Origin of the sequence: Methanosarcina sp. MSH10X1, assembly GCF_004099695.1 — an archaeon.
Lineage (GTDB): Archaea > Halobacteriota > Methanosarcinia > Methanosarcinales > Methanosarcinaceae > Methanosarcina.
Window position 1 is genome coordinate 80,858 of the sequence record NZ_SCHL01000010.1, and the last position, 25,853, is coordinate 106,710.

Sequence of the window (25,853 nt, forward strand, 5' to 3'; positions counted from 1 at the left end):
ATTATGAATCCAAAGGTTTCAATTGCCCGATGCCAGGATTACTCGAATGTGAAAGAAGCAATCAAAGAGGCGCTGAACCTGATAGGAGGGCTTGAAAAGATTATAGCGCCTGGCAGCCGTGTACTCCTCAAACCCAATGTACTTGCTATCAGACCTCCAGAGGATGCCGTTACAACTCATCCGGCAGTAGTAACCGCAATGTGCGAACTTGTCTCGGAAGTGGGTGGTATTCCAGTTATAGGCGACGGCTCAGGCATTGTAAAACCCGGATCTACCACGACTTCACAGGCGCTTAAAAAATCCGGTATTGAAGGGGTTGCTTTAAGTCAAGGGGTGGAACTTATCAATTTTGAGACTTCAGGTTTTGTTGAAGTTGACGTTCCGGATGCCAGGGAGTTTTCACGCCTGCATATCTCAAAGGCTGTACTTGAAGCTGATGTAATAATTTCGCTTCCAAAGCTCAAGACTCATGAACTTACACTGTACACCGGGGCAGTTAAAAATTTCTTCGGCACCGTGCCTCAGAAAACTCGAAAACAGGCTCACTTTCTGGAAGATCGCCGCCGTTTCGGGGAAGCGGTTGTCGATATATATTCTGTCGTCAAACCCCAGCTTGCAGTTATGGACGGTGTGGTCGGAATGGAAGGAAACGGCCCGGCAAATGGTACGCCTGTCTTTGCAGGCGTAATTCTGGCAAGTTATGATTGTGCAACTCTGGATATAGTCGCATCTGAACTTATAGGAATCGATCCCCTTAAAGTCCCTACAAATAAAGCTGCACTCGCAAGAGGATTCGGAACCGAGCATCCGGAGATTGCTGGGGCGCTTCTGGAAAAGGTAAAAGTTGGGTTCAAAAGACCGGAAGGAGGAATCACTGCTTACATACCTTCTTTTCTTATGAGAATCCTTCGAAAGCAGCTGGCTGTTAAACCCTTTATTAACGCCTCAAACTGTGCACTTTGCAGAGCCTGTATTTCGAACTGTTCGGCAAATGCCATTGAAGAAACAGGCAAGGCATTCAAAATTAACGATGAAAAATGCATTCAGTGTTACTGCTGCCGCGAACTCTGCCCTAACGATGCGGTAGAAATAAAAAAATCACCGCTTCTGAAACTTGTGACCCGAATTAAGAGTTAACAGAGGAATTCTCCGGAAGCTGGTGTCTTCGGTACACTGGAAACTGGCTCATTCAATAGATTCACGGTATAAGGATTAATTAAGCATAAACTATACGAATATATTTATCCGTTAACTTGCAATGGAAGAATAACTTAAAATAATTTGACAGAAAATTGGGGGGTACTAGTATAACTGCTGTAGTATCTAATAGAGATCAGGTAGCTTTTGGCGAAATTGCGGACCATTACCACAGTAATAAACTTCTGTTCGGAATCAAATATTTTAAAAACTGGATTCTGGAACAACTTGCCTCAATCATTCCTGTGCCCTCCTGGAGGGCACAATTGCACAGGATGCGGGGTGTAAATCTCGGGCAGAATGTATATGTAGGCTATAACGTGGTTTTTGATAGGATTCATCCTGAGTTAATAACGGTAGGGGATTATTCCGAAATCGGCGACCGGTGTATATTATCTGCTCATACGAGAGGAAGTTTGACTACAAGGCAGGCGTATCCGAGAACTATGTCTCCTATAAAAATCGGACGTGGAGTTTGTGTCAATCCGGGGTGTATAATTACACAGGGTGTCGAAATAGGGGATAATTCAATAATAGGTATCGGATCAGTAGTTAACCGCGATATCTCTCCAAATAGTCTTGCTCTGGGCTATCCTGCCAGGGTAGTTAAAAAGCTTGAAGGTGTAGGTGAACTTAAAACCTGATTTTAATTCATTCGTTTTTTTATTTCTTCACTTTTTTACTCATTCACCTTTTATTATTGACATCTTTACTTCTTTGTTTTTTATTTCTCTGCTCTGTACTTTAGCTCAAAACCGTATTCGCTGAGGGCAAACAGTGCCATCATTATTACGGAGCAAATTAAAAAGACCGATACAAAAGATGTCATCAGGTAGTCAAGGAGCCCGGTTCCCTTAAAACTTATGTCCATCATTGAGAATACACTGATATTTTTTTCGTATAACGGATAAAGGTACTCACAGCCGCCTTCACTGATGTCGTCCAGCAACAGATGTGAAGCAAAGGCAGCTTCTGCAAAGAGACCAAGATACATTGCCTTTCCAGGCTTCCTGTATATAACGTATCCTGTAACTATCCCGAACAGGACTGCAGGAAGACTGAACAGAAGCGAATGTGTCGGGATAGGGCCAGCCCAACAATGTTCCATAGTACCGTTTACAAGAAAGCTGTGAACAATCATAATGTCCGGGAATAATGAGCATATACTGCCTACGAACAGTAGCGGCAGTAAATGCCTTGAACCTTTGAGAGAAAGTTCCCCTTGAAAATATGATCTGACAGTAGCGTAGACTGCTACTGCACTGATACAGAGTACGAAGAATAAAACATGTACGACCGGGTAAGGCATAAGAAAACACTTATTATTTTCTGAGTGTAAAATTATTTCCCTAAAAGTAAAGAATCTTGCGGATTTCAGAAATAAAATTGTTTCCAAACTATTTAATATTTTTTACATACACTGATAAAAGAAGATACCTTTAAGTAAAAGTTATGTTGAAGGTCGGCAGAATTTAAAGTCTGTAATAAACTGGCAGGAAAACTCTTTCCTATCAGTTTATTTTCCCGGAGGCTGACTTAAAGAGGAATTAACTCGACAAGCAGTCCGTCTTCGAAAGGATATCTTTCAATAATTAGAAGCCTGGATCCTGAAGGCTCAAGTTCTTCTTTAATCCCCTCTTTTAACTCCTCAAGTACCCACCAGGCTACTTCGATTTTTCCGTCTTTTATTTCAAACAATTCTGCCGGGATTTCCATACTCTGAAGGGTCTCCTCTGCAAGGTCCTGATCTCCCCCTTCGATTACTCCATATACCAGGGTGCCGTCTTCTGTGATTTCGTCAAAACCTCTTGCAGTATTCTTTGCAATCCGCTTAAACCTGTTGCGAAGCTGGACTGCATCCTTATAGGTTGAGGAACAAAAATGGGTTTTTCTACAAATAGACGTTGCCTTCCCTGCAGATTTGCAGGACCCTGTAGCCGCGTTGGACGTGTCGGACTCAAGGCAAAAGCCTTTTTTCAGGAGGGCTACGGAATTATTATCTGAGAATTCCAGTTCGTTCAGGTTAAGGAAAACCCCCATTTCTTCTGCAAAATCAGCGACCTTCTCCACTCCTTCAAGGGAAGGAATCTCGATTCCGGCTTCGATTCCAAGTTCTTTTGCATTCTGCAGGGCCGCTGCATAAGGGCTGTTTTTAAGATATTCCCAGCATTCCTGCGGCGGATGAAAACGGATCTCGTCAAGACCTGCTTCTGTGAGTTTTTCAAGAATCTGTCTTCCTGGAGCCAGGGAAGTATATAGATGGATGTGATGCTCTTCTCCAAATGAAGCTTTCAGCATCCGGATATAGTGCAGAACTCTTTCGGTTTTCAGCAAGGGCTCCCCGCCTGTAATCCCTGTTCCTAAAGCATCCATAAGCTCAGCTTCTTTAAGTAAATCCTCATCGTTTTTTACAGCCCTCTCGTTTGCAAAAATAAGGTCTTTCCCTCGCCTTTCATCAGAAAGCGGGCAATAAAAACAACTCTTAGGGCAAAGCCCTGTCACGAATAGTACCATTTTGGCGCCTTTCTGGCAGAGCCTGCACCCTTGTGAAAGATAACTGTAAAAAGAGCCGGTCTCGTCTTCAATGATCTTTTCCATACCTGAACCTGCATATCCTTTTTTTATATATAAGGCTTGTTTTTGGGTCTCTATACTTTCAATATGAATACAACTTTCCAAAGCTGGCTTTTCCTTAGAAACTGATATATCCATAAGGCGCCAAAGGTTCAATGATGTCAGAAAAAACCGGATACGTCGTGGTTTTCGGCTGTAAAAGATGCGGAAAATGCAAGGATGTGTGTCCTGTGGGCGCAATTTATGAGGAAAACGAACTTGCGAAAATCGACTTCAAAAAATGCACCCTCTGTATGAAATGCATAGATGAATGCACTAACAGGTCCATCATCTATATGGAATAAGGTGTCAGTATGGAAAAGATCCCGGTAGATGTGGAAAAAATTCCTGTTAGCGTGGAAAAAACTCAGATTGATATGGGAGAATTCCCGGTTAATGGAAAAATTATAGACATCACATCCCCGATTTCCCCTTTTACACAGATCTTCCCCGGAGACCCTATGCCTGAAATTGAGAGGGTCTGTACGCTTGAGAATGAAGGCTGTGCCGTATCAAGGTTAAACTTTGGAAGCCATACCGGGACCCATGTCGATGCTCCTTCTCATATCCTGAAAAATGGCGTGACCATTGACAAACTGGAACTCAAAAACCTCATGGGCAAAGCCATTGTTCTCGACTTCTCTTTGCTGTCAGGTACACTTACTGCGGATATTCTTGAAACTGCCTTCAGGAATACAGTAACCGCTGAAAATACTCCGATTCTCCTTTTGAAAACAGGAGCACTTTCCCGAAAAGGGAGCGGGACAGGTGAAGTTATCCCTTCCGGTCCAGAATCAGGTTCTCAGAGTATGAAATCAGGGAACGAGGAACCTGGCTCTACATACCTTGACGAGAGCAGTGCAGCCTTGATTGTGGAAAAAGGATTCAGGACGGTAGGAATTGATGGCTTTTCCGTGGATGATCTTTATTCCGAAACTCTACCTGCCCATCACATCCTTCTTTCAGGTAACGTGAACATAGTAGAATGCCTTGAGCTCGACTCCGTAACAACCGGCACTTACTTCTTCCTGTGCCTCCCCCTGAAAATTGAGAACTGTGACGGCGCACCTGCAAGAGCTTTATTAATCTCTTACTCTTGAGTTCTCATTTTCGGTATTTCGTGTTTCCGGGCTCCCCTCAAAAATGAGACATGGTATATCTTATCCCTTTCTGCGCGACCAGTTCGAAAACAAACTCTCCTGACACCGGATACTCGATTACTACTCCTGATTTCTCAGGAGGTAGCAGTGTCAGGGTGTTTTCCTGGCTTTCGGAAGGCATCCATGCACCTCCTGAGTTTTGTTTGCCTTTTATAAAATGCACCGGCTTTCCTTCGAGAAATAATCTCTTTTTAACCCCGTTTTTGTACTGGTAGATAATGGTATTGTTCTCATAAGTCCATTCCGAGTCCTTCAACTTTCCGTTACATTCGGGATCAGGGTCAACTCCGAAGCTGAGGTACCTGACTGAAGCCGGAAGGGTAAATTCGAGAGTACACATTGTTCCTTCAGGACTGTAGCTCTCATCAGAATCCCGGGCGTATCCCTCCTGAATTGAGCGGATTGACAGGGAAGCGGCCTCAACCTGGGCTTTAATTTGTGCATCTTCCATGGTAGGATTTGCTGTATTCCATGCCTGGTTCAGAAGCATTAGCACTGCTGCGAGCAGTCCGAGATATACGACCAGTTTCATAGGGATAGTATCTGCAGCCGCGGTGTCGGAAGCGAGACTTCTCATATAATATTAACATGCTGCACATAATAAAAATTTTACTCCAGACTCCAGAGGATAGATTTGATTAACGGACTATCTCTGAAAGCACGGCTAAAAGGAAAACTTGAAGGATAAAGAACAGATTAAAACATAAACAATAGAAGATATAAAGAGTAGACGATCGAAGGAAAAGTGAAAAATTACTCAAAAATAAAATAAGAAATCAAGTTGAAGAAAGGCAAATAAAAGTCGGATTAAAATAAGAAAGCAGAAGACCAGTAAACAATGGAAACACATGGAGGGTTCAGGATAACAAAAGAATGTGATGAAAACCTGCTCTGTATACCTTTTTCGGAAGAGCAGCTTGCCGAAATAAAGAAATATGCAGGCATGAGCGGCATGGAAGTTGAAGACTTTATAAGGAGCGTTTGCCTGACTCATTGCCTCCAGCAGATGGAGTGCCTTTACGGGCAGAAACAAGAAGTGCCTGAGAGCCTAGGAGGCACTGCACAATCTGGAAATGGGGCAAAAATAGAACCAAGGAAAGTTGAGATTAAAGGTCAAAAACCAGGCTCGACCTCAAAAGATCTGCTTGATGGACCACTTATTCTGGATCAGCAGTGTATTATGGATTTATTTGCAATCAAACGCGAGTTCGGCAATATCTCGAATAACAGAGTCATCACTATCGCCCTGAAACTGGGCCTGAACCAGCTCAGTGTAGCCCTTGGTTTACTTAAAAGTAAACTGAAAGAATAAGAAAGGTGGGAAAAAGGAAGGATTATATAAAAATTCTTTCGGTCACTCTTTCCTCTAAATTTTATGAGGTTGAAGCTTACTAAGGTTACTTGCAGTCCTTACTTTCCGGTTTTGCTGTCAGGTTTCAATCTCAAAACTTGTTATCAAACCTTATTTTCAGGATTTTCAAATTTACCCTTAAACCATTCCAGAAAGCTGTCAATAGCCCTGCGCCGGTGAGAGACCTTATTTTTTTCGGCATCTCCGAGTTCCCCGAAGGTTGTTCCCCGGTACTCGAAAATAGGGTCGTAGCCAAAACCGCCTGTACCTCTCTCTTCATATGCGATTTTTCCTTCAACTACACCCGGGAAGACCAGAGGCTCTTTTCCGGGTTCGCAATATCCTATTACGGTTTTAAAATAGGCTGTCCTGTCGGTTTCCCTTTCCATGAGCTTGAGCACTTTCGGATTTCCGAGCCTATCCTCCACAAAACGAGAGTAAGGGCCTGGAAAGCCATTTAAAGCTTTTATGAAAATCCCGGAGTCGTCCACCATTACAGGCATGTTCAGTCTGTTTGCAACGTGCTGCGCGCCGTAGGCTGCAATGGGCTCAAGTTCGTCTTCCTGAAGTTCAGGGTAACCGTTTTTATCCTGAATTACTTCAATCCCGAAAGTCTTGAGGATATCCCTTACCTCGGCAAACTTGCCTTTATTTCCTGTAACAAATACAACCTTATGCATAACGAGCCCTCTTTTTTATCTCTTCAACGCGCTTGAGTACATCTTCTGAATCTATAAAAGTTCTCTGGTATCCTTTTTTGAAAGCTTCGATAAGGGCCTGGTGGTTGCGGTGGGTACTTTCAAACGTCTGGAAAAGCACATGGACATCCACACCTCTCGACTCAAGGCCTTTATCAAAATATGCAAGCCCGAAGTCAAGTAGATAAAGCCGTTCGCCCGCAAGCAGGAGATTTGAAGTTGTCAGGTCCCCATGTACTATACCCGCGGTATGGAGTTTTCCTACAAGCTCTCCCACCTTTTCGGAAAGCTCAGGAGTAATCAGGTATTTTATGGGAACCCCGTCAATGTACTGCATCTTGAGCTTGAAATCTTCCACGTCATAGATAATCGGCGTAGAAACTCCATTGCGCCTGGCTTCAGACATCAGGCGGGCTTCTGTCCGGTTCCTTTCGGTCCTGATCCTCTCGTCAATCTCTTTATGCCTGTAAGCCTTCGGGACTCTTTCCTTAACAAGTACTTGCTTCCCCTCATATCCTTTTTCCAGATAAACAACAGCTTCGGCCCCGTTATCTAGCATTTCCCCGATCCTGAGCGAAGTTTCAGGGGAAATCTCAGGAACCTTCTTCATCTCTTCTTCCCTGATCCAGGTCACTTTCACATCGTCAGTCCGGAAACTCGGGTTTACGCGGGATTCTTCAAGGGACAGTGTATTTCCCGATTTATACATCAGAAGCCCGGTATATGCGATCATTGTTCCGTTGTCCCCCATGAAACGTTTCTCGGGCACATAGAATTTCGCGCTTCTGGCTTCGCACATATCGTTTAGCATTTCCCGAAGCCTGGTATTTGCCCCGACTCCTCCTGCCAGCAAAACTTCCTTTTTCCCTGTATGGGCAAGAGCTCGCTCTGCAACCTCAACAATCATTGCAAAAGCCGTTTCCTGGTAAGAATAGCAGACATCCTCAAGAGACGCTTTTTTCAGGGCTTCGCTGGCTGCCGTAGAAAGTCCGGAAAAGGAAAGGTCCATGCCTTTTATGACATAAGGGAGTGGGATATACCGGTTTGCGTTCTTTGCATATGCCTCGATTTTCGGCCCGCCCGGATGCGGGAGGCCAGCTCCCCTTGCAAATTTATCAAGGGCGTTTCCAAGCCCTATATCCAGGGTTTCCCCGAATACTCTGTACCGCCTTCCCATATAGGAAATAACCTGGGAATTGGCTCCGCTTACGTATAGAACAACAGGGTCCTTTGCGGGTGTTCTCCAGATTCCAATTTCGATATGGGCAATGCAGTGATTAACCCCTATCAGGGGAACACCCAGGGATATGGAAAGCATTCTCGCTGCCGTTGCAACCGTTCTAAGGCATGGCCCAAGTCCGGGTCCCTGGGAAAAAGCTATACCGTCAATCTCGGAAGGCTGGACTCCCTTTTCTTTTGCCTCCGCAAGCAGCCTTTTTATAACGCTGGCTGCGTATTTGGCGTGGTGCTGGGCGGCTTCCCTGGGGTGAATTCCTCCGGTCTCGGGTTTGTAGGTCTCTGTGACTTCGGCAATAATTTCGGTCTCGGTCACGATTGCGGCACTCAGATTCCAGGCAGTGCCCTCGATTCCAAGGATTAACGTGTTTTTCAAGGCTTACGGTCTCCTTCCAGTCCTTTTTGCTGTCACTGCCTCCGATAATACAGTAGAGAGCTTATATACATTTGCTTTCCTGAGTGCTTTCCGGAGTTCCCAAGCTCTTCTTTTGCCAGGGCTTCAAATAATTCCGAGTTTTCGCACGTTTTCTTCCATAGGTTCGGGAGAAAACAGGTTCCTTTCAAGCCTTTCACAAAACTCCTCAAGTATGGATAAAGGGATATCAAGATCCGGAGGGGGAGGAGTAAGAGTCTCAAGTTCAGGTTCTTCTGCTCTGCCTTGCCTCAGTCCGGGCAGGAGCAGGATAGAAAACAGAAACAGGATAAATATTACGTACTCTGTGCCGTAAACCGGCCAGGAGATATAACCTGTGAGCGAAAAAACGTAATTTACATACGAGGCTGGCCAGGCGATAACTGGAAGGGATAAGGCTGCCGGATGTGACAGCAGAAGGCTGAATATAAATAGAACGATGAGCCCGAAACTCGTCTTTTTAAGCAGGCTGTTTTTCCTCGAATTCAGCCACCATTCCCACCAGGGAGGTCTCAGAGGGCCGGTACGAATATTTTTAAGGAGCAGGGCTGCAGGCCTTTTTACTCTGTCCGGGGTTTCCGGTTTAAGGCATTCCTCAAGCCTTTCGGCAGCTTTCTGGAAATAACGGGCCCGGCAGTAAAAAAGACCCTGAAAATAAAGGGCATAAGCTTTCAGCTCATTATCCTGGGGTTTCTGCCAGATAGCTGCTTTTTCAAGCTTTCCCGCGGCTGCAAGGAGCATGTGCCTGAAATGTGTGCTATTTTCTTCAAGAGAGGCTTCCGCATACATATACCTTGCGTAAGCTTCCCAGAGCAGAAATCTCCGGTCTTCGGTATTCAGAGAAAGAGCACGCCTGAAAGACTCAAGCGCTTCCTCGCATGCCTGTTCCTCAAGTTCCACTCTCCCTTTCAGGTTTCTTGAGAATGCATTCTCAGGAGCTTCCGAAATCGAGGCTTCAAGTTCTTTTAGTGCGCCCCTGCAGTTTCCCACCCTGAAGTAAAGCTCTGCAAGCCCGTTCCTGGAGTGGAAATCTTTCGGGTTTGCGCTGATTGCTTTCCTGTATGCTTCGAGAGCCCTTTCAAAATCTTCCAGCCTGAAGCAGGCAAAGCCCAGCAGGCAGGCAGGCAAATCCGAGTTTACATCATCTGCTGCCAGCTTTTCTAAAACTGCAACCGCTTTCTCAAACTCCTGCAGCCTTATGAGAGCAAAGGCTTTCATAACGGAAGCCCTGGTATTTTGAGGATCAAGGGTCAGGATTTTATCAAATGCTTTCAGGGCTTTTTCCCATTCTCCGCAGTGTGCAAAAACAAGACCTTCTTCTGAACATCCAACTCTTTTGTCTTCGGAAAACTTTCTTGCGCTCTCAAAAGCATCTAAAGCATCCTTATATCTGCCAAGAGCATCCAGAGCAAGCCCTTTAGCACTCATGAGAATTCCCAGCCTGGATTTTTTTCCAGCAGGATTGAATATTCCAGGTTCTTTACCCTCCTCATTTTTCATGGGCACCTTTGCTTCTTCTGTTGCATAAAAAGTTCTTTCTGCTTCCTCCAGAATTTCCAGAGCTTCCTCATATCTTTTCAAGCAAATGAGAGTAATTCCTTTCCACATCAACGGAGAATAACTTTCGAGATCCTTTTTCGTGGCATTGCTAAAAGCTTTGAAAGCCTCATTATATTCTCCAAGCTCGGCAAAAGCAAAACCCCGGTATTTCCAGTTCTCCCCGTTTTCTCCCTCCGGAAGTTCTCCTGACAATTCCAGGTATTTTTTAAAAGCTGTCTGGAGCTGGGTTTCGAGAATCTCTTTGAAGTCCTTTTCCTGATGTTTGAGCCGGGAAAGGGCAACTCCCCGGTTATAGCGGGCAGGCAGGCTTTCATAGTCAAGCTCCAGGAGCGTTTCATAGGCTTGCAAAGCCTCCCTGTATTTTCCAAGCTTGCAAAGCGCGTTTCCTTTTCCGTTCCATGCAAAAAGATTTTCGGGGTCAAGCCTGAGAGCTTTCTCGAAATTCGTGAGAGCTCTGGAATATTCTTCAAGCTTATAATATACTTCTCCAAGCCCGCTAAGAATGCCGCTATTTTCAGCCCCTGACAAAAGGGCTTTTTCATAAGCCTGCAGAGCTCCGTGAAGTCTGTCCAGAGCTAGGAAACAGCCGCCTGTTCCTCCCCATCCCTCCGGACTCGAAGGGTCGGCTTCAAGGGTCTTCCTGAAAGCGTTAAGGGATTCCTGATATCTTCCAAGAGCCAGCAGGGCTTTTCCTTTGCCAATTTCCGCTTCCAGTAGGGAGCTGTCCAGCTCAAGTGCACCTTCAAATGCCTCAAGTGCTTCCCTGCACCTGCCAAGTCTTCCGAGAAGCCTGCCTTTTTCGAGCCTGTTTTTTGCGTTACCGGGCTCAATAATAAGGCTTTTTTCGAAGGCTGAAAGAGCCTCTTCCTTTCTTCCCATGCCGCTGAGAATTCTGCCCTGGGTTTCCCAGGCAGCAGCAGATGCAGGTTGGAGTTCCAGAGACTTTTCACAGGCTCTCAAAGCTTCTCTCCTTCTGCCCAGGGCAAGGTATGCTTTTGCTTCACCTTCCCATGCTCCCGAATGCGAAGGTTCCAGCATCAGGGTTTTCCCATAAGCCTCAAGTGACTCCTCATTTCTCCCAAGTGCTGAGAGGGCTGTTCCTCTGTAATACCATGCTTTCAGATTTTCGGGATTAAGCTCGACGGCTCTTGTAAAAGCCTCCAGGGCTTCTTCGTTTCGTGAGAGTTGTTTTAAAGCAAGCCCGCTGTAGTACAGCGCACCTGCATGCTGCTTATCTCTTGCAAGCACGCATTCAAAAGCATCAAGTGCCTGCTCAGGCAGGTTAAGGTATCCGAAGGTTAGTCCTTTGAGGTAACGGGCAGGCACATTATCCGGATCAAAATTAAGAGCCCGGTCAAAAGCCTGCAGAGCTTCCTCCGGTCGGTCCAGGTAGCGAAGTATATTTCCCCTGTATTGCCAGGCAATACTATCGTCAGGGCTCACCTCAAGTACGGCATCGAAAGCTTCAAGCGCCCTTTCAAAATTTTTCTCTGACCCGATCTGGTTTTTCAGGTTCAAAAGAGCAAGGGCTTTACTGTACCAGGCTCTGGCATAAAGAGAATTCATATGCCCTCGGAATCTTTGAGTAAAATTTGGTTAATAAAATTCATTTAATTATATATGATGCCTATTATAAATACGGGCACAGAAGATAGTTACTGATTTAAATCTCCCTCATTTCCCAGTTCACCTAAACTCAAACCTGGACAATTTATAATGAAAACACTCATAGGGAAAACAGGAAAAAAATATAATTTGAGAATAGGTAGAAGGCTGGAGTAAGAAAATAAATAGAGAAAGATACAATTAATACTGCTCCCAATTTCGTCAATTCTTTTTTTGCGGCGGCAGCCTTATAATTAACCTGACGTTTTTCAGGGTCACATTCCGCATGATAAGGGGCTTTTGCTTTATTCCTTCGATTTCCAGGTTTTGTATGCTTCCTTCCTTTATTTTGATAGTTATTATTCTCTCGTTTTCTTCGTGCGGCATGTTTTTCTCCTTTTCTTGCCAGAAAATGTTTCCTTAGCTTTTCCAATTATCTATATTCTCGCCTGAGCTTGTGGAGAAAGTAACGTAACTTGCCATAAATATAATATTCTGGAAATAAACGGTTTTCTATTCGCTGGCCCGATTTTGAAAACTAAACTATTGTCTTTCCGGTTTTTCTCAATCGCTATACTTAAAATGTTCATGAGACCTTGGAGTGAGAAACATAATGAAAAAAAGGCAATGTACCGCATGGATGCAGCTACTGGCATAACTCGGGCTGTTCTCCTGAGCCAGGAGTCGGGTGAGTGAAATGAACCACAGGAAATTTCCTGCGGTTCGGGTTGAAAAGAGTCAGATTAATTCATTAAGCAGGTTACTTCTTGAATTCGGTGTAGCCGCACTTCCCGCAGGCGAGGCGGTTTTTATGATCGGCGAGGAATGTACCTGGTCCGCATCTGGGGCAGAACTGTTTGAGTCTGGTTACGGAGTCGCCCTGGACTTTATAATAATCTTTTACTGTCATCTATATACACCTCGCTTAAGCCTCTTCTCCCTCAGTTTCCGTACCTGGGATAGCGTTTCTCTTCAGAACGTAATTCAGTTCTACCTGTTTCATGCGGTCGGCGTCTTCATAAAGCTTGGCATAGCCCTTGCCTTCCTGCATACCGTATTCGGTTTTGACTCTCTGGATTACCAGCAGTTCAAGAGGGGCGTTCAGCATTGCAGCGAGTTTATTCTTAATGTCACTTCTGGAAGGAGTCGAACCTTCATATTTCACAATGAAATCCAGTTCCCTTCGGTTTAAAAGTGCATTTTTCTTATCTTTAAGTATTCTTATGTCCATCTAAAATTCTCCGTATTTTATCCAATTCGTAATTCTGATTTTTGCTGATGAGTTTCTCAAAGAGAGCTCTTATCTCCCCTTTTTTCTCCTCAGTAACCTTTACAAAGACCACACCTTCATCGGGCTGTCCGTACAGGACCACAGCACCCAGAGGAGCCAGAAGGATTACAGGAAGGGTTGCCAGGTCCTCTTCCCCCCTTACAAAGATCCTTAGAGGTTTTTCGGAAGCAAAGGCTTCACAAAGGGTTTTAATCAACTCATCGGTAATAATTCCCGCGGGGTTGTCCACAGACACTTCGTTGTAAACCTTGTCCATGTTCCGGGCCGACATATCACTGGAGACAGGCTTCCTTTTTGTGCGGTTGTCCACAATACAGATATCCGGAATAATCCCGGCCTCAAGCAGGTGGAATGTAGTAACATCCCCTACGGATATAAGTTTTGTGGGGCTTCCAAGCTCTCCTGCAAGTTTCTCTATTGTATCCCTGCCTTTACCCCTGTAAAGCGTGCCCAGAGGTTTCTTCATAAGTGGACGGAGTTCTCTCGGAAGCTCAATATGAACACTCAAATCAGCGCACCTTCAGAGCAAATTTATCCGGAATGTCAACCCCAAGTTTCTTTGCTATTTCCGAGCGTTCAGCGTCCAGGATAATTACAAGCCCACTCCATTCCTCTGCCAGATCCGAAGTCCCGCAGATTACGCAGGTTTGCCCTTCCAGGACTCTCATGCAGTGTCTACACACTTTTTCTGCCATACAAATCCTCTCCCTTTTCAGGCAGTTCCTTCAGGAGTAGCTTCATGGGGCTGCTTCTTTTTACGGGCTTCTTCGAGCCATTGAAGTTTTCCAAGAGCAGTTTGACGCATTGTAAGCCCGATCTTGCTTTCTTTTGGCTCTCTCTCGTTAATACTTACCGCAACAACTCTGGCTCTTACGTGGTCACCTTCGGAAATGGCTTTGCCTCCGTTCTTTGCCACGAGTCTTGCGTTCTTAGCGTCGTATGAAATAAAATCATCCGTAATCTGGCTGACGTGAAGCAGTCCATCCATTGGTCCCATTCCTATGAAAACTCCGAAACCGACTGCCTCAACAACTTCACCCTCAATAATTTCCTGGAGCTCAGGCACAAACATTATTGCTTCGAATGTCACATCATAATATACTGCCCCGTCTCCTACGAGGATGTGCCCTTCCCCTATCTCGACGATCTTGCAAACCGCAACGAGAGACCCAAGCTTTTTGTCAACCTGCCCCTCGAGTTTTTCTCTTAACGCGTTTTTTACAGTAGGCATTACCTCTGCTCCCAAAAAGGTAGGAGGGATGCGAACCGTATCAACGAGTTTCATCATTTTATACATCTGCTAATCACCCGTAAATACAATCAATTCAATGCTGCCCGGTAAAATAATATAGTCTTTCAGACAAAATCCAGTTTGTTTTTCTGGCGCAGGGAGATGGTCTGGATCCCTTCTTCGGCAAGCCTGCGCTTCAACCCGATGTCATTTGTCAGAACAGCTGCTCCCATTTCTTTTGCCAGCCTGAGAATTACATCATCCGCAGGTCCTGTAGCAGCAGTTATACGCTCGCACCTGTCCATCATGGACCTGGCAACCTTTGCAGCTGTTCTGTTCGAACCTTTTTCCCGTTTTATGAGTTTTTCTATCTCGAATACTACAGCCTCAGGCACAAAAAATTCGTCAAGCCCCAGTCTTTTCAGTTCTTCGAAAATATCGACTCCGAACTGGACCGGGATCATGAACCCGTTAGTATCGATTATAACTTTCAACTCTTAATTACCCCTACTCCAATTAGCCTCCAGCGGGAGTCAATTCTCCTGCTGATTGCAACCCTTGACCCGATGGCTGCGCTTATCGGGCGCTTGAGGGCTACCTGTGCTTCGTTTTTCCGGGCACTTGTAACCACTCCTACTGTAGTTGCAGTTCCTATGTTGAGCATAAGGGGTTCACTGGTCTTGATCTCGTTGATTTTTTCTTCCCTCGTAACTCCCACTACCCTCTCAAGCAGGTGTAATTCCATGACGAACTGGTGCCTGGTGTCAGGAAGGGTACCTGGTGTACCTGCGATCTGTCCTGTTAAAGAGTCGCCCTTTGTAAGGGTAGGGTCAAGATGAGTTCCGACAGCCAGAAGGCCTCCGGGAGTTGCTTCTTCTACCATTGTCGGGCCTGCAAAGATTGACGAAACCGTTGTCAGAATCGGGACCCATCTTGTAGCACCTTCTGTGGTAACCTTAATTCCGGGCCTTATTTCCAGCTCGTCTCCGGGGTGAAGAACGCCTTCAGTGAGAGTGCCCCCGATAACTCCTCCGCGGATCTCGTCGATTGAAGCCCCTGGCTTGTTAATATCAAAAGAACGCGCAATCAGCATGCTGGCAGGCCTGTCAACTTTATGGACCGGGGCAGGAATTTCGGTTTCCAGAGCATCGATAAGAATATCGATATTAATATTCTGCTGCGCCGAAATCGGGATTACAGGTGCATTTTCTGCGACCGTGCCCTTTACAAATTCTTTTATCTGGTGATAGTTCTCGATAATGCGCTCTCTGGATACAAGGTCGATCTTATTCTGTACTATTACAATATTCTTGATCCCTATTATATCCAGGGCCATAAGGTGTTCTTTTGTCTGGGGCTGCGGGCAGTCTTCGTTTGCGGCAATTACCAGCACTGCCCCGTCCATAATTGCGGCGCCTGAAAGCATGGTAGCCATCAGGGTTTCGTGCCCCGGGGCGTCTACAAAGGACACAGTCCTGTGCTCTTCAGTCTTTTCCCCACAGGTGGGGCAGGTTTTTTCCACAGTGTAACATTGGGGGGAAGGGCATTTTGGGCATTTCATGAATGGGGAGTCTGCATACCCCAGTCTGATAGAAATCCCTCTTTTTACTTCCTCACTATGTGTATCTGTCCAGACGCCTGATAGGGCTCTAACAAGTGTAGTTTTTCCATGGTCGACATGTCCTACCATGCCGATATTAACACAAGGCTGACTCAAGTTGTAGTTTCCTCCAGTAAAGTGAAGTGATCCGATATAAAACAGGTCTTTATCCGAAACCTGTACCATAATAATTTGAATTACTTTTTCAAGTGAGTCCGAAGCTTCCAACCCTGAACTCACCTGACCTATAATTTTAAATATAAGTTTCAATTTAAAGCGGAATTTCAAGCCGGAATCTTTCCCCGGCCCAATCCGTATCCCGAATCTCCGAAAGGATACCCACGAAGGGCTGTCACTAAATTTTCTCTCGCAGTTTAAAGCTTGCAGATTCAGGCGATACTTTTAAAGTTTACGGTATCCTGCATAATTCATATCTACTAATGCCGGAAAGCCTTAATAAATTTATGTGACGATTGCGTCAAGCTTCTCCAGCTCCAGGGCGCGCCTGATCTCAAAGGCCAGCCTTCTTCCTGTGCTCATCGGTCTTCTCCAGAGCGAGTTGCCGTAAGAATGGCCTACTGACATATGTACATTGGTCCCGCCGCCTACTCTTGGGGCAACATCATATATATAGAAGTTAAGATCCTTATCCACGCAGGTCTGCAGGCAGAAAGGTCCTATTATTCCGGGTGCATAATGTTCCTGGGTAGCTTTTATATATTTTTCTCCCATTTCGAATACTTTTTCAAGCAGGGACTCCCTCAGGGTTGCTGAGTTATGACCACACACCGTGTATTCGGGAGTTAGCTGATGTTCGGCAAGAGCCATTTGCTGCGGAGCAGGAAGCCTTACGTGCCCATCAAGGCTGGTCTCAAAGCGCCAGTCAATGCCAAGAAGTTCCAGCTTACTCATCTTCGGCTCGATTGGAGAGTAAAACATATCAAGATTGAATACAGGACCTATAATATAACGCTCTATTCTTGCGCTTTCAAGAGCTTCCGGTGTGATAACTCCCTGTTTTATGAGGGCTTCGGATTTCTCCAGGTATTCCCTGTAACTTGAGGCGGTAAAAAATCCTCTTTCGAGTTTTTTTACTGCATGCGGAAGCTTGACCATTACAAGTTCATTAATATCTTTTGGAGACTCGATTTTTTCCGGGAAAGGAAGACCTGCTTTTTCCAGAATCCAGTAATAACTCTGCTGCTCACTGCGTTCTTCACTCCTAAGCAGATTCCGGCTTCCTACAAGAGGCACTCTAAAATTCTCTTCTATCTCATCTATACTGCAGTAGGAGGTAAAAGAACGATTGGGGATGAAAAGTACATTCTCATCAACGAGTTTCTGCTGGTTTTCGGGTAGAAGGATCTCATTATACTTTTTGAAGACAAGGGTCTCGTCAACAATCCCCCTTCTTACTTTCCCGTAAGGGTCTCTCTGTGCTCTGAAGTATTCGCTGTATGTTTTCTCCCTGCCATCCTGGCAGACAGCAAGAGTCCTGAATTCCTCTTCAACTGCGCCATCACAAATGTCAAGACCTGAATGGGAAGCTATTGTTCCTACCTTTATTTTATCAGCGTGAGCATAATAGCCTTCAACGATTTCCTTAATTTCTTTCCTGTCAATCATATCTGATGTTCCTTGGCTTTGGAAATAATTCCTCTCAATAAATGGTGATAGGTATGGCTTTTCAAACCTGCTACTCGCGTGGAGATTCTTTGAAGTGCAGGCCTGACTACTATTTGCCAGGTGTTATGAAATAGAGATTCTGATAGGTTTTCCCCATTAACGGCTTTACCTATTAAAACCCTTTCTAATATAAGTAATCATTTATATAATGAAAGACAGGTCGCAAGAGAATGGATTAGAAAAGTTCTAAAAACAGAAAAAGGTAGCCCGAAAGAGATATCTTAACTTTCTACGGTGGTTTCAGGTTCCGCTTCTTCTCCTCAGGCTTTGATGCTTTCTTATATGAAACTCAGGATAAGAGGCGTGATAAAGGTCTCAATTGCGGCTGCAACGAAGAGAAGAGGCAGGATCCAGCGGAAGTAAAATACCAGCCCGTCTTTAAACTCCTTTTTAATTTGTGTAGGCTTGCCTATAAGGGCGGAAAATACCTGGTGTCCGAGCCGGAGCCCTATGCCCGCAGCCAGGAAAACCATAGGCAGTTCCAGTATTCCATGTGGGAGGAGGGCGAGCAGAATGAAGAGCATGCCCCTTTCCTGAGCTACCAGGTAAGCGATTACTCCCACAAGATACCCATTGAAAGCAATAAACACAACTGGAAGAACTCCCAGAGCCAGCCCGAGTACCAGGAAAAGCAGGCTTACAAAGGCATTGTTAAGAAAGATAGCAAGCATTATGGAAAGAGGGTCCATTGTCAGGAGCGACTCGAAACGGGAACTGAAACTTTCCCTGAGGGCATCAGCCATTGAAGGGAAATTTTCCGCTGAGATATAGCCTGTAACCAGAGCCCCGAGAAATATAAAGGCCATGATTACCGTATAAGGCCAGATAACGCGTAAGTATCCGGTAAACCCTTTTTTTGGATCTTTTTGGTTATTGAGCGAGGGCTCTGCCGCAATACTCCCGGGAAGAAAGTTTTTATCTTCTACAGCGTATTCACTGCTTTCTATCGCTCTTTCAGGAGTTTCTGCCTGTACTCCTGCTCTTTTTTCTCCTAAATTATAGTCTCTCTCTTTTTCCATACCTATCCCCACAGTAGTTTTCACCCTGCTTGATCCTGATTCATGTGCATAAGCCTCTTTCCTGATCGTTTTTATCTCGGCTACTGGCATTCTCAGATTCCCAGCATCATCCGTACCGTGTTCCGGGTTGCAGGAGAAAGCCCAAGGATCAAGATGACCAGTTTGATTAACACTTTAAGGTTCAAAGAACGTTCGTCATCCTCAAACTGAGTGTCAAGTACATAAAGAACCCCTATAAAGATAATAAGCTTCAATGGATACATAACCAATGCGGTGCCGGTCAGATCAATAAGATACGCCGGCACGACGTGCTTTTCAAAGTATCCGAGATTGTCTACCCCTACGTAGGTTGAGGAAGCATCCATCATATGAACCATCAGGATTGAAAGGTTCAGGGGATCGGTGAATATCGAGGATTTGAAGTGGTAAGCAATCAGGTAGAAGATAAAGGTCAGCCCTATTCCTGCACCTAGCACAAATAGGGGAACATACGAGGCTACTACATTCTCAAAATACAGGAGAGCAGCAAGATTTACGAAAAACCACGCGAGTCCGAAGCCTGCGAAAGCTGGATGAAAGTCCTTTATCATCCCTGCTTTCTGCAGCCGGATGGAAATCCAGAGGCAGCCTACTGTTATCGCGAAAACCAGGAAGTAAATATTGGGAGTAATTAGAAGGTAGCTAAATGGCGGGTGGAAAATACCTGCAGGGGAATCCTCAATTACGCGCAGGGAAGAACCTGCAAGTACGAAGGGGATGATAGATGCAATAAATCGCGGGGTTATTTTCACATCAAGCTTTTCAAGCAACCTGTAAATCCCGAATATACAAATGCCCAGTACTACTGCCCAGGTAAAAGTATTTACTATATTATACCCTTCATCACCTCTTATGGGGTCAAGATAATAGGTATTAATAAACTGTGATATCTTCTCTGTTAAAAAACTCATCTTATCACTCATTCAAAATGGCAATATCCTAATACGATTAATACTTACTGTTGTGTATAGGGCGAACTTACTTCCTTAATCAAGAACTTAATATTCCTTTCCAGTGCGCGATGTTCGTTCTAATGACAGATATTTCTTTCCGGAAGAATTTACCCCGGTAAGGGTTAATATACTATGAGATTAAGCTTAATATATTACTTCATTTTTATAATTATATATACTCCTGATGTTATAATCATACATAATATGTGATGTAGATTGGAATTATAGTAGTGTAAACATATAAATTATAATGATATAAACATCGAAATGCCCTTAAATAAGTTCTGAATAAAAGAATTGTAATAAACAAGTCCTGGAACAGAATCAACGCTAGAACAAAGTCAGCCCCTGGACAAAATTAACGCTTGAATAAATCAGTTCTGAAGTACATGCAATACTGGAATTAATAAGAATTAAGTTAATGAATTAAGTTAACATATTAAATTATGTGCCCCGTATATTGTAGTCTGCCGATAATCGAAAATCTGTGTCTCCATATATGTACCGGGCTTATAGGACCATTTACCTTCTATAGTGATCGAATATTGATGCAGGTATGAAATGACCATCGATAAAAACAGCGCAAAATGGATGCAGCTTCCCAGAGATGTACTTGTAGGGCATGGTGTGCTTGAAGAAGTTGGATATGTCTGCAGGGACCTGAAATTGAAAGGGAATGCGCTGATAGTAACCGGAAATACTACAGGGGATATTGCAGGCAAGAGGGTCTGTAACCTTCTTGATTGCGCAGGCAGTAGCGCTGAGACGGTTCTAACGTGCAAAGCTACTATTGAAGAAGTTGAGAAGGTTATGGAGAAAGCCCTTGAGGTAGAGGCGAATTTTCTCCTCGGGGTCGGAAGCGGCAGATCAATCGACCTTGCGAAACTTGCTTCGACCCGGCTTGAGCTTCCTTTTATCAGCGTGCCGACTGCAGCTTCCCATGATGGCATTGCATCTTCTCGTGCCTCAATTGTGGATAACGGGAGGAGCAAGTCTGCACAGGCTCAGGCTCCGATTGCCGTTATTGCAGATACCGAGATTATCTCTGCAGCTCCCTTCCGCCTTCTTGCAGCTGGCTGCGGAGACATAATTTCCAATTACACGGCAGTACTGGATTGGGAGCTTGCAAGCAGGATCAGGAATGAATATTTTGGGGAATATGCGGCAGCGATCTCCCGTATGGCTGCCCGGGTCGTTATAGATTATGCAGATTCAATCAAGCCCGAGCACGAGACTTCGGCAAGGCTTGTGGTAAAGGCTCTTGTATCGAACGGGATTGCGATGAGTATTGCAGGCTCTTCCAGACCTGCTTCAGGCTCGGAGCATATGTTCAGCCATGCTCTTGACAGGATAGCTCCAAAACCCGCACTTCACGGAGAACAATGTGGAGTTGGCACAATTATGATGATGTACCTTCATGGCGGAAACTGGCAGGAGATCAGGGACGCCTTAAAAATAATAGGGGCCCCTGTAACTGCCGAAGAGCTGGGTATAGAAGATAAATATATAATCGAAGCCCTGTTACATGCACATAGTATTCGCCCTGAACGTTATACAATTCTCGGGAGTGGCCTTACCCTTTCGGCTGCTGAGAAAGTCGCAAAAATCACAAAGGTCATAAATTGAAAAGTTATTCTTATTCAGGCTAAAGCCGAGAATCAGTATCCGTTCAAAGTACCGGTATCAGGATTCAATTCTGGTGTCCGACTGCTCAAACTCCGTTAAAAGGAAAGCGGTTAAAAGGAACGATTAGTTCGGAGCCGCATAATTTCCGATCAATAGTCACTTAAATCTAATTAAAATAATCACTTGAAATCCAATTAAAGTAATTAACTAACTCCCAATTAAATTATCATTTCAATAGATCCCGATGTTGAATTTCAAATTATCCCGGGATAAGCTCAAGGCGTCCCTGAGAAACAGGGGTAAAACCCGAATATAACCAGATGGAAGAGTTATTATGACAGAAAGCGATACCAAAATAACGCTCATCGGATCACGGCTTGCAAGAGAAGGGCTGGAATTCATATTTAAAGGTGAGATGCCCGAGTGCAAGAAATGTCGGCTGAAGAATACCTGCCTTAACCTTGAACCCGGACGCAGGTACAGGATCGAGAGAATCAGAAGCAACGACATCCATGAATGCTTCCTGCACGACAGCGGGGTACTTGCCGTAGATGTGAGCAGGGCTCCAATCCTGACTACGGTGGAATCAAGAAAGGCAATCGACGGGGCAAAAATTATGTATGAGTCTCCAAAGTGCGGGAAGAGAGAATGCGGGGTATATGAGGTCTGCCACCCTGAAGGGCTCTCAAAGGGCGACAAATGCAAAATCGTAGAGGTTCTCGAAAGTCTTGACTCCAGGTGCGAAGCCAACTATTCTCTGAAAAAGGTAAAGTTGTCCTGGTGAATGTAAACAAACACATTTTAGTAATAGTAAGATTGATTATCAATAAATAAAAAAGGTTAAAGCGGTGTTATAAGTGCCTGAACAGGAAATGAACCAGGTCCCCCCCTATGAATTTTATACCCAAAAGCGCTGGGAAAACTGGCTAGGACGGGCAAAAGAGAGCGGTTTCCAGATAAAGGAGTCGGAAGAAGAAGCCGGAAAGGAAAGTGCCATATTCGTAAATATGGTTGATGATGTTATCCTTGCCTGCCTGAAAGTGACTGCACGCTTTGATAAGGGTATGCTCTCCAGAGAAAAAGCTCTGGAAATCCTGGCTGAAGTCCGGGATATCGTACTTGCCGATGTCGAGCCAATTTCCGAAGACATCGACCTTATGATCGAGTCGGTCCAGACCTCCCTTATGGGGGCTCTTGTCGCCTTCGAATCCTATGTTATGGGTGACTATGACGAGGGAGCCAATATTGAAGAGCTTGCAAAGTCAGCCATCGAGGCTGAAGCTTCGGACAACCTTGAACTTGCCCTTGACTATACAGCATTGTGCGGTGCGCTCGTGCTAAAAGGAAAAAGCCTGCCTGAAGAGGTTATGGCCGAACTTCCCTATGGCATTGTCGCAGAATGGCTTGACGGAATCGATTCCATCTCAGCTGCAATGGTAGGAAGCGACAGTTACAAGGAATTTGACGAAGAGGACGAAGAGGATATCGCCTAAAAGGTTCCTCTGCAAACAAAGGATTCCCTTTCCAATTTTTCAGGAATGCGGAAGTCCTTTGGAAATTTATAAAAATAAAATTCGGTTAGAAAGCCGAATATTAACTCAAACAACAGTTGAAAAACTAAATATATCGAAAAATCAATTAAATATGACTTACGCATTTGAAGTACACAATCAAGCACATTAGACATTGCGTTTTTATGTATTTTCTAAAATGCTGATGGTTAAAATCATATCGATTTATCAGTTCAACCGCGTAAATCCTATTAAAAAATAAATATTAATAAAAGCCTGGATATTGAACAGACTTCTATCCTGGTCATCCCGAGTCCGGGCTTTAACCAGGCATTTCATGTTTTTACTAAGTGGTCCGAGCTCTTATAGGATTACTTCCTCTCTACTTTGCAGCTTCAACTAACTTTCCTGCTCCAGATGTATGCTTTTCAATCACTTTTTCGTATACCTCGAGAGTCTTTTCAGCTATTGTTTTCCAGTTGTATCGTTTTTTGAGGAGGTCGTAACCTTTTTCTCCCATCCGGTTGTGACCAAGCCCTTCAAGGACGTAATTGAGACCCCAGGCGATAGAAGAAGGTTCTTTGTGGGCGACAACACCTGTCCTGAAATTCTCCACAAGGGCGACAGCATCGCTTGCAACTACAGGTTTTTTAGCATCCCAGGCTTCAAGCACCACGATTCCGAAAGGCTCGTTCCGGCTTGGCACACAAACAAGGTCGCAGGCGTTAAACCAGTCTATTACGGTATTATCCGGGGCATACCCGAGGAAATTGCACGAGTTTCCGATTCCAAGCCTGTGGGCTTGATTCTCGCATTGGGAGCGCATGTCCCCTTCGCCTATAAGCACAAACTGGGCATTCCTCTTTTTCAGGACTTTAGCTGCCGCTTCCACCAGCAGGTCAGGTCCTTTCTGATAAGACATCCGTCCCGTAAAAAGCACAACCGGAAGACATGGATGGATGCCATAGTGCCTTTTCACATCTCCGGGGTCAATCTGTCTTTTTATCTTTCCTACATTTATGCCGTTAGGAATTTCCCATAGCTTGTAATCGGGAATCTTGTATATGTGTTTAACTTCTTCCTTCAGTACAGTCGAGGTTGCGATAATATCCGAAGATTCATAACCTCCGAGCCACTCCCTGTGTGAGATTTCCTTTGCTTCCCACCAGTCCCCGTGGCGGTTTCCGTTGCGCCCCCATTCCGTACTATGGAAGGTAAGTACAAAAGGCAGTCCGAACTGGGCTTTTATCCTGCACAGAACATTTACAGGATGCCAGTCGTGACCATGAAGCACATCAAATTCTCCTGTACTTTCGCTCACTTCAAGGAACCGGCAGTACATACCATCACACATCCGGTTCATCTGTTCTACGATTCCTCCGCTCTGGTCACAGGCAATCTTGTGATAATATACCCCATTGATTAATTCGTCTTTATCTTCACGATCTCGTGTAAACAGGTGGACCTCATGTCCCTCTGCCGCAAGCGCATCCGAGAGTTCGGATACATGGGGTGAGATTCCTCCTACACGTATCGAATACAAACTTTCCCAGGTAAACATTCCTATTCGAAGCTTTTTCATAGGCTCACTTATCCCTTTTTGTCAAAACGGGAGTTAAGGAGTAACGGAGAATGCAGGCTTCCCCTTGCCTTTTTAATACATTCTTCAGTTTGCTGAATTCAGTTCTATTAATCTCAAGTTCACTGAACTCAGTTCTCCACAGTTTCTATAACTCTGTACCCTTAAGCCTTTAATTTACTATATACAGGTAAAAGGGTATGATCTTGATTTACGTAATACAAAGGCGGTTTCCGCATTAAGATTACTTCTTCTTTACTTTCTTAAGTTTATTCCTTTTTAATGGTAGATAAACATATCTGTGAATTTTTATTACAACTTTGTCTGAAAATAATGAGAGTCTTTTTCAGATTCTTTTCTTTCAGTCTGATTTACAGCTCTATTTTGCGGTTCTTATCCTCCGGGCGTAAATCACCCTTCAAATAAGAGGCTGCCCTTTCCGGAGACATCGTATTGATATAGGTCCCCGTATCCAGTTCAAATCCCGCATTAATAGAAAGCCTCGGCAGCAGCCGGAGATTCAGGTGATATTCAGGGGCTTCGGCAAGCTGGTAAAACATATAGTTAAAAGGCGGGTTTCCAAGAATTCTTACATAGCTTTTTAGAATCTCCCTTAGAATCTCCCCGAGAGCAAAAAGCATTCCGTCACTGCAATCTCCAAGGTAGCTGACGTGTTCTCTGGGAAGAACCCACACCTCAAATGGCCCCATTGAGAAGTAAGGGGTAAATGCTATCCACTCGCTATTCTCAAGTATGGTACGGGGAGATGCTTTCTCTATATCAAATATGGCACAATAAGGACAACTTTCTTTGTTCCTGATAGCCTTTAATTCCCTTGCCAGAGGAGGAGGGCAAAACGGCAGGGCAATGAGCTGGCTGTGAAGGTGGTTAATCGAAGCTCCGGCTTTTTTCCCGAAATTCTTGAACAGGGAAACATAATGTATTTTTTCACGGGTTGTGTAACTGCATGTACGGTCCCTGTAGACCTGCATTAGTCCTGAAATTTCAGAGTCAGAAAAGCCCTCAAGCCTTCTCCCATGTAAAGGTGATTCTATGATAACTTCATGAAAACCATAACCGGGTTCTGCCTGCAGGCTGCTTTCTCCAGGTTCCTGGATGTCCTGAGCAGGCGAGAGAGCAGGATAAAGATTCGGAAAGCAGCGAAAATCCCAGTTGCGTACCCTTTTTTCAGGAGTATCGGAATAAATTTTCCCGTTTTTATATACTGCAGTAGCAAGTGGAGTATTCTCCTCAGCTCCCCCGCAAAAAAGACAGTTTTCAGAGCTCTCTTTTCCGGTATCCTCATCTGCACCTGTAAAATCCGAAGGTTTTTTAGCCCTTTCTTCGGCAATTATACAGTACTCGGAAAGAAAGTAATGCTTTCTGATTTCTGACATTTCAGAAAAACCCCGTTATGTCTTCTACTTCTCCCTTTCTTTTCAGTACCTTTCCTTCCTTTTGACTGCTTCCCCTTTTTTCCATTACC

Annotated in this window: 27 protein-coding genes; 8 read left to right on the top strand and 19 right to left on the bottom strand. The window is 44.6% G+C overall.

Going from position 1 to position 25,853, the window contains the following annotated elements; translation table 11 throughout:
- Positions 1-3: 3 nt before the first annotated feature.
- Both EQO05_RS09685 and EQO05_RS09690 read left to right on the top strand, forming a co-directional pair.
- A complete protein-coding gene (locus tag EQO05_RS09685) occupies positions 4-1,137 on the top strand; it encodes a DUF362 domain-containing protein (protein WP_128506004.1) in 1,134 nt (377 codons plus the stop codon).
- Positions 1,138-1,292: 155 nt separating this feature from the next.
- Complete coding sequence (locus tag EQO05_RS09690; protein ID WP_128506006.1) at positions 1,293-1,841, top strand: acyltransferase; 549 nt, start codon at positions 1,293-1,295, stop codon at positions 1,839-1,841.
- An 80-nt stretch (positions 1,842-1,921) separates the two neighbouring features.
- Here the strand turns inward: EQO05_RS09690 and EQO05_RS09695 are convergent, their stop codons facing one another.
- Entirely contained in the window at positions 1,922-2,506 is a 585-nt protein-coding gene (locus EQO05_RS09695; RefSeq protein WP_128506008.1) for a metal-dependent hydrolase, read from the bottom strand.
- Positions 2,507-2,733: 227 nt separating this feature from the next.
- On the bottom strand, positions 2,734-3,795 hold the full coding sequence (locus EQO05_RS09700) for a radical SAM protein (protein WP_128506009.1): 1,062 nt from the start codon (positions 3,793-3,795) through the stop codon (positions 2,734-2,736).
- A 131-nt stretch (positions 3,796-3,926) separates the two neighbouring features.
- Between EQO05_RS09700 and EQO05_RS09705 the strand changes: the two genes are divergently transcribed.
- Together EQO05_RS09705 and EQO05_RS09710 are read left to right on the top strand one after the other, a co-directional pair.
- The gene (locus EQO05_RS09705; protein WP_240664540.1) at positions 3,927-4,115 is read left to right on the top strand and encodes a DUF362 domain-containing protein; all 189 of its coding nucleotides are present in this window, start codon (positions 3,927-3,929) and stop codon (positions 4,113-4,115) included.
- A gap of 9 nt (positions 4,116-4,124) precedes the next feature.
- Positions 4,125-4,910: a cyclase family protein gene (locus EQO05_RS09710; RefSeq protein WP_240664542.1), complete on the top strand. Its 786-nt coding sequence runs from the start codon at positions 4,125-4,127 to the stop codon at positions 4,908-4,910.
- Positions 4,911-4,947: 37 nt separating this feature from the next.
- On the opposite strand, the gene EQO05_RS09715 is transcribed toward EQO05_RS09710, so the two are convergent.
- On the bottom strand, positions 4,948-5,547 hold the full coding sequence (locus tag EQO05_RS09715; RefSeq protein WP_128506011.1) for a hypothetical protein: 600 nt from the start codon (positions 5,545-5,547) through the stop codon (positions 4,948-4,950).
- 261 nt (positions 5,548-5,808) lie between these two features.
- On the opposite strand from EQO05_RS09715, the gene EQO05_RS09720 reads away from it, so the two are divergent.
- Positions 5,809-6,282 carry a hypothetical protein gene (locus tag EQO05_RS09720; RefSeq protein ID WP_240664544.1) on the top strand — a complete coding sequence of 158 codons (474 nt, stop codon included), beginning with the start codon at positions 5,809-5,811 and terminating at the stop codon, positions 6,280-6,282.
- Positions 6,283-6,425: 143 nt separating this feature from the next.
- Here EQO05_RS09720 and EQO05_RS09725 read toward each other — a convergent pair whose 3' ends face one another.
- From EQO05_RS09725 to EQO05_RS09785, 14 genes are all read right to left on the bottom strand, one after another.
- A complete protein-coding gene (locus tag EQO05_RS09725) occupies positions 6,426-7,001 on the bottom strand; it encodes an XTP/dITP diphosphatase (protein WP_128506013.1) in 576 nt (191 codons plus the stop codon).
- A complete protein-coding gene (locus tag EQO05_RS09730; RefSeq protein ID WP_128506015.1) occupies positions 6,994-8,631 on the bottom strand; it encodes a bifunctional N(6)-L-threonylcarbamoyladenine synthase/serine/threonine protein kinase in 1,638 nt (545 codons plus the stop codon). Before EQO05_RS09730 ends, EQO05_RS09725 begins: the two co-directional genes overlap by 8 nt.
- Before the next feature lie 123 nt (positions 8,632-8,754).
- The gene (locus EQO05_RS09735; protein WP_128506017.1) at positions 8,755-11,793 is read right to left on the bottom strand and encodes a tetratricopeptide repeat protein; all 3,039 of its coding nucleotides are present in this window, start codon (positions 11,791-11,793) and stop codon (positions 8,755-8,757) included.
- Positions 11,794-12,054: 261 nt separating this feature from the next.
- Complete coding sequence (locus EQO05_RS15565) at positions 12,055-12,219, bottom strand: hypothetical protein (RefSeq protein ID WP_164888526.1); 165 nt, start codon at positions 12,217-12,219, stop codon at positions 12,055-12,057.
- 373 nt (positions 12,220-12,592) lie between these two features.
- Positions 12,593-12,742 carry a 30S ribosomal protein S27ae gene (locus EQO05_RS09740; protein ID WP_128506019.1) on the bottom strand — a complete coding sequence of 50 codons (150 nt, stop codon included), beginning with the start codon at positions 12,740-12,742 and terminating at the stop codon, positions 12,593-12,595.
- Between the two features lie 15 nt (positions 12,743-12,757).
- Entirely contained in the window at positions 12,758-13,063 is a 306-nt protein-coding gene (locus EQO05_RS09745; RefSeq protein ID WP_128506021.1) for a 30S ribosomal protein S24e, read from the bottom strand.
- Complete coding sequence (locus tag EQO05_RS09750) at positions 13,044-13,631, bottom strand: GTP-dependent dephospho-CoA kinase family protein (protein WP_128506023.1); 588 nt, start codon at positions 13,629-13,631, stop codon at positions 13,044-13,046. Before EQO05_RS09750 ends, EQO05_RS09745 begins: the two co-directional genes overlap by 20 nt.
- 1 nt (position 13,632) lies before the next feature.
- Positions 13,633-13,818 carry a transcription elongation factor subunit Spt4 gene (gene spt4, locus EQO05_RS09755; protein ID WP_128506025.1) on the bottom strand — a complete coding sequence of 62 codons (186 nt, stop codon included), beginning with the start codon at positions 13,816-13,818 and terminating at the stop codon, positions 13,633-13,635.
- 17 nt (positions 13,819-13,835) lie between these two features.
- On the bottom strand, positions 13,836-14,420 hold the full coding sequence (locus EQO05_RS09760; protein ID WP_128506027.1) for a DNA-directed RNA polymerase: 585 nt from the start codon (positions 14,418-14,420) through the stop codon (positions 13,836-13,838).
- Positions 14,421-14,479: 59 nt separating this feature from the next.
- The gene (locus EQO05_RS09765) at positions 14,480-14,848 is read right to left on the bottom strand and encodes a PIN domain-containing protein (RefSeq protein WP_128506028.1); all 369 of its coding nucleotides are present in this window, start codon (positions 14,846-14,848) and stop codon (positions 14,480-14,482) included.
- Positions 14,845-16,071, bottom strand: coding sequence for a translation initiation factor IF-2 subunit gamma (locus EQO05_RS09770; protein WP_128506069.1), 1,227 nt, complete (start codon positions 16,069-16,071; stop codon positions 14,845-14,847). Before EQO05_RS09770 ends, EQO05_RS09765 begins: the two co-directional genes overlap by 4 nt.
- A gap of 345 nt (positions 16,072-16,416) precedes the next feature.
- A complete protein-coding gene (locus EQO05_RS09775) occupies positions 16,417-17,580 on the bottom strand; it encodes a formate--phosphoribosylaminoimidazolecarboxamide ligase family protein (RefSeq protein WP_128506030.1) in 1,164 nt (387 codons plus the stop codon).
- A 338-nt stretch (positions 17,581-17,918) separates the two neighbouring features.
- Positions 17,919-18,749 carry a stage II sporulation protein M gene (locus tag EQO05_RS09780; RefSeq protein ID WP_240664547.1) on the bottom strand — a complete coding sequence of 277 codons (831 nt, stop codon included), beginning with the start codon at positions 18,747-18,749 and terminating at the stop codon, positions 17,919-17,921.
- Between the two features lie 2 nt (positions 18,750-18,751).
- Positions 18,752-19,609 (bottom strand): DUF63 family protein, encoded by an 858-nt coding sequence (locus EQO05_RS09785; protein ID WP_128506032.1) that lies wholly within the window; start codon positions 19,607-19,609, stop codon positions 18,752-18,754.
- A 603-nt stretch (positions 19,610-20,212) separates the two neighbouring features.
- Between EQO05_RS09785 and EQO05_RS09790 the strand changes: the two genes are divergently transcribed.
- The 3 genes from EQO05_RS09790 to EQO05_RS09800 all read left to right on the top strand — a co-directional run bounded on the left by EQO05_RS09790 (position 20,213) and on the right by EQO05_RS09800 (position 22,770).
- A complete protein-coding gene (locus EQO05_RS09790; RefSeq protein ID WP_205793767.1) occupies positions 20,213-21,277 on the top strand; it encodes an NAD(P)-dependent glycerol-1-phosphate dehydrogenase in 1,065 nt (354 codons plus the stop codon).
- A 334-nt stretch (positions 21,278-21,611) separates the two neighbouring features.
- Complete coding sequence (locus EQO05_RS09795; protein WP_128506034.1) at positions 21,612-22,061, top strand: UPF0179 family protein; 450 nt, start codon at positions 21,612-21,614, stop codon at positions 22,059-22,061.
- A 73-nt stretch (positions 22,062-22,134) separates the two neighbouring features.
- On the top strand, positions 22,135-22,770 hold the full coding sequence (locus tag EQO05_RS09800; RefSeq protein WP_128506036.1) for a DUF2150 family protein: 636 nt from the start codon (positions 22,135-22,137) through the stop codon (positions 22,768-22,770).
- 400 nt (positions 22,771-23,170) lie between these two features.
- Here the strand turns inward: EQO05_RS09800 and EQO05_RS09805 are convergent, their stop codons facing one another.
- Both EQO05_RS09805 and EQO05_RS09810 read right to left on the bottom strand, forming a co-directional pair.
- Positions 23,171-24,370, bottom strand: a complete 1,200-nt coding sequence (locus EQO05_RS09805; RefSeq protein WP_128506038.1) for a glycosyltransferase family 4 protein — start codon at positions 24,368-24,370, stop codon at positions 23,171-23,173.
- A 368-nt stretch (positions 24,371-24,738) separates the two neighbouring features.
- Complete coding sequence (locus EQO05_RS09810; protein WP_128506040.1) at positions 24,739-25,764, bottom strand: DUF4921 family protein; 1,026 nt, start codon at positions 25,762-25,764, stop codon at positions 24,739-24,741.
- Positions 25,765-25,853 lie beyond the last annotated feature (89 nt).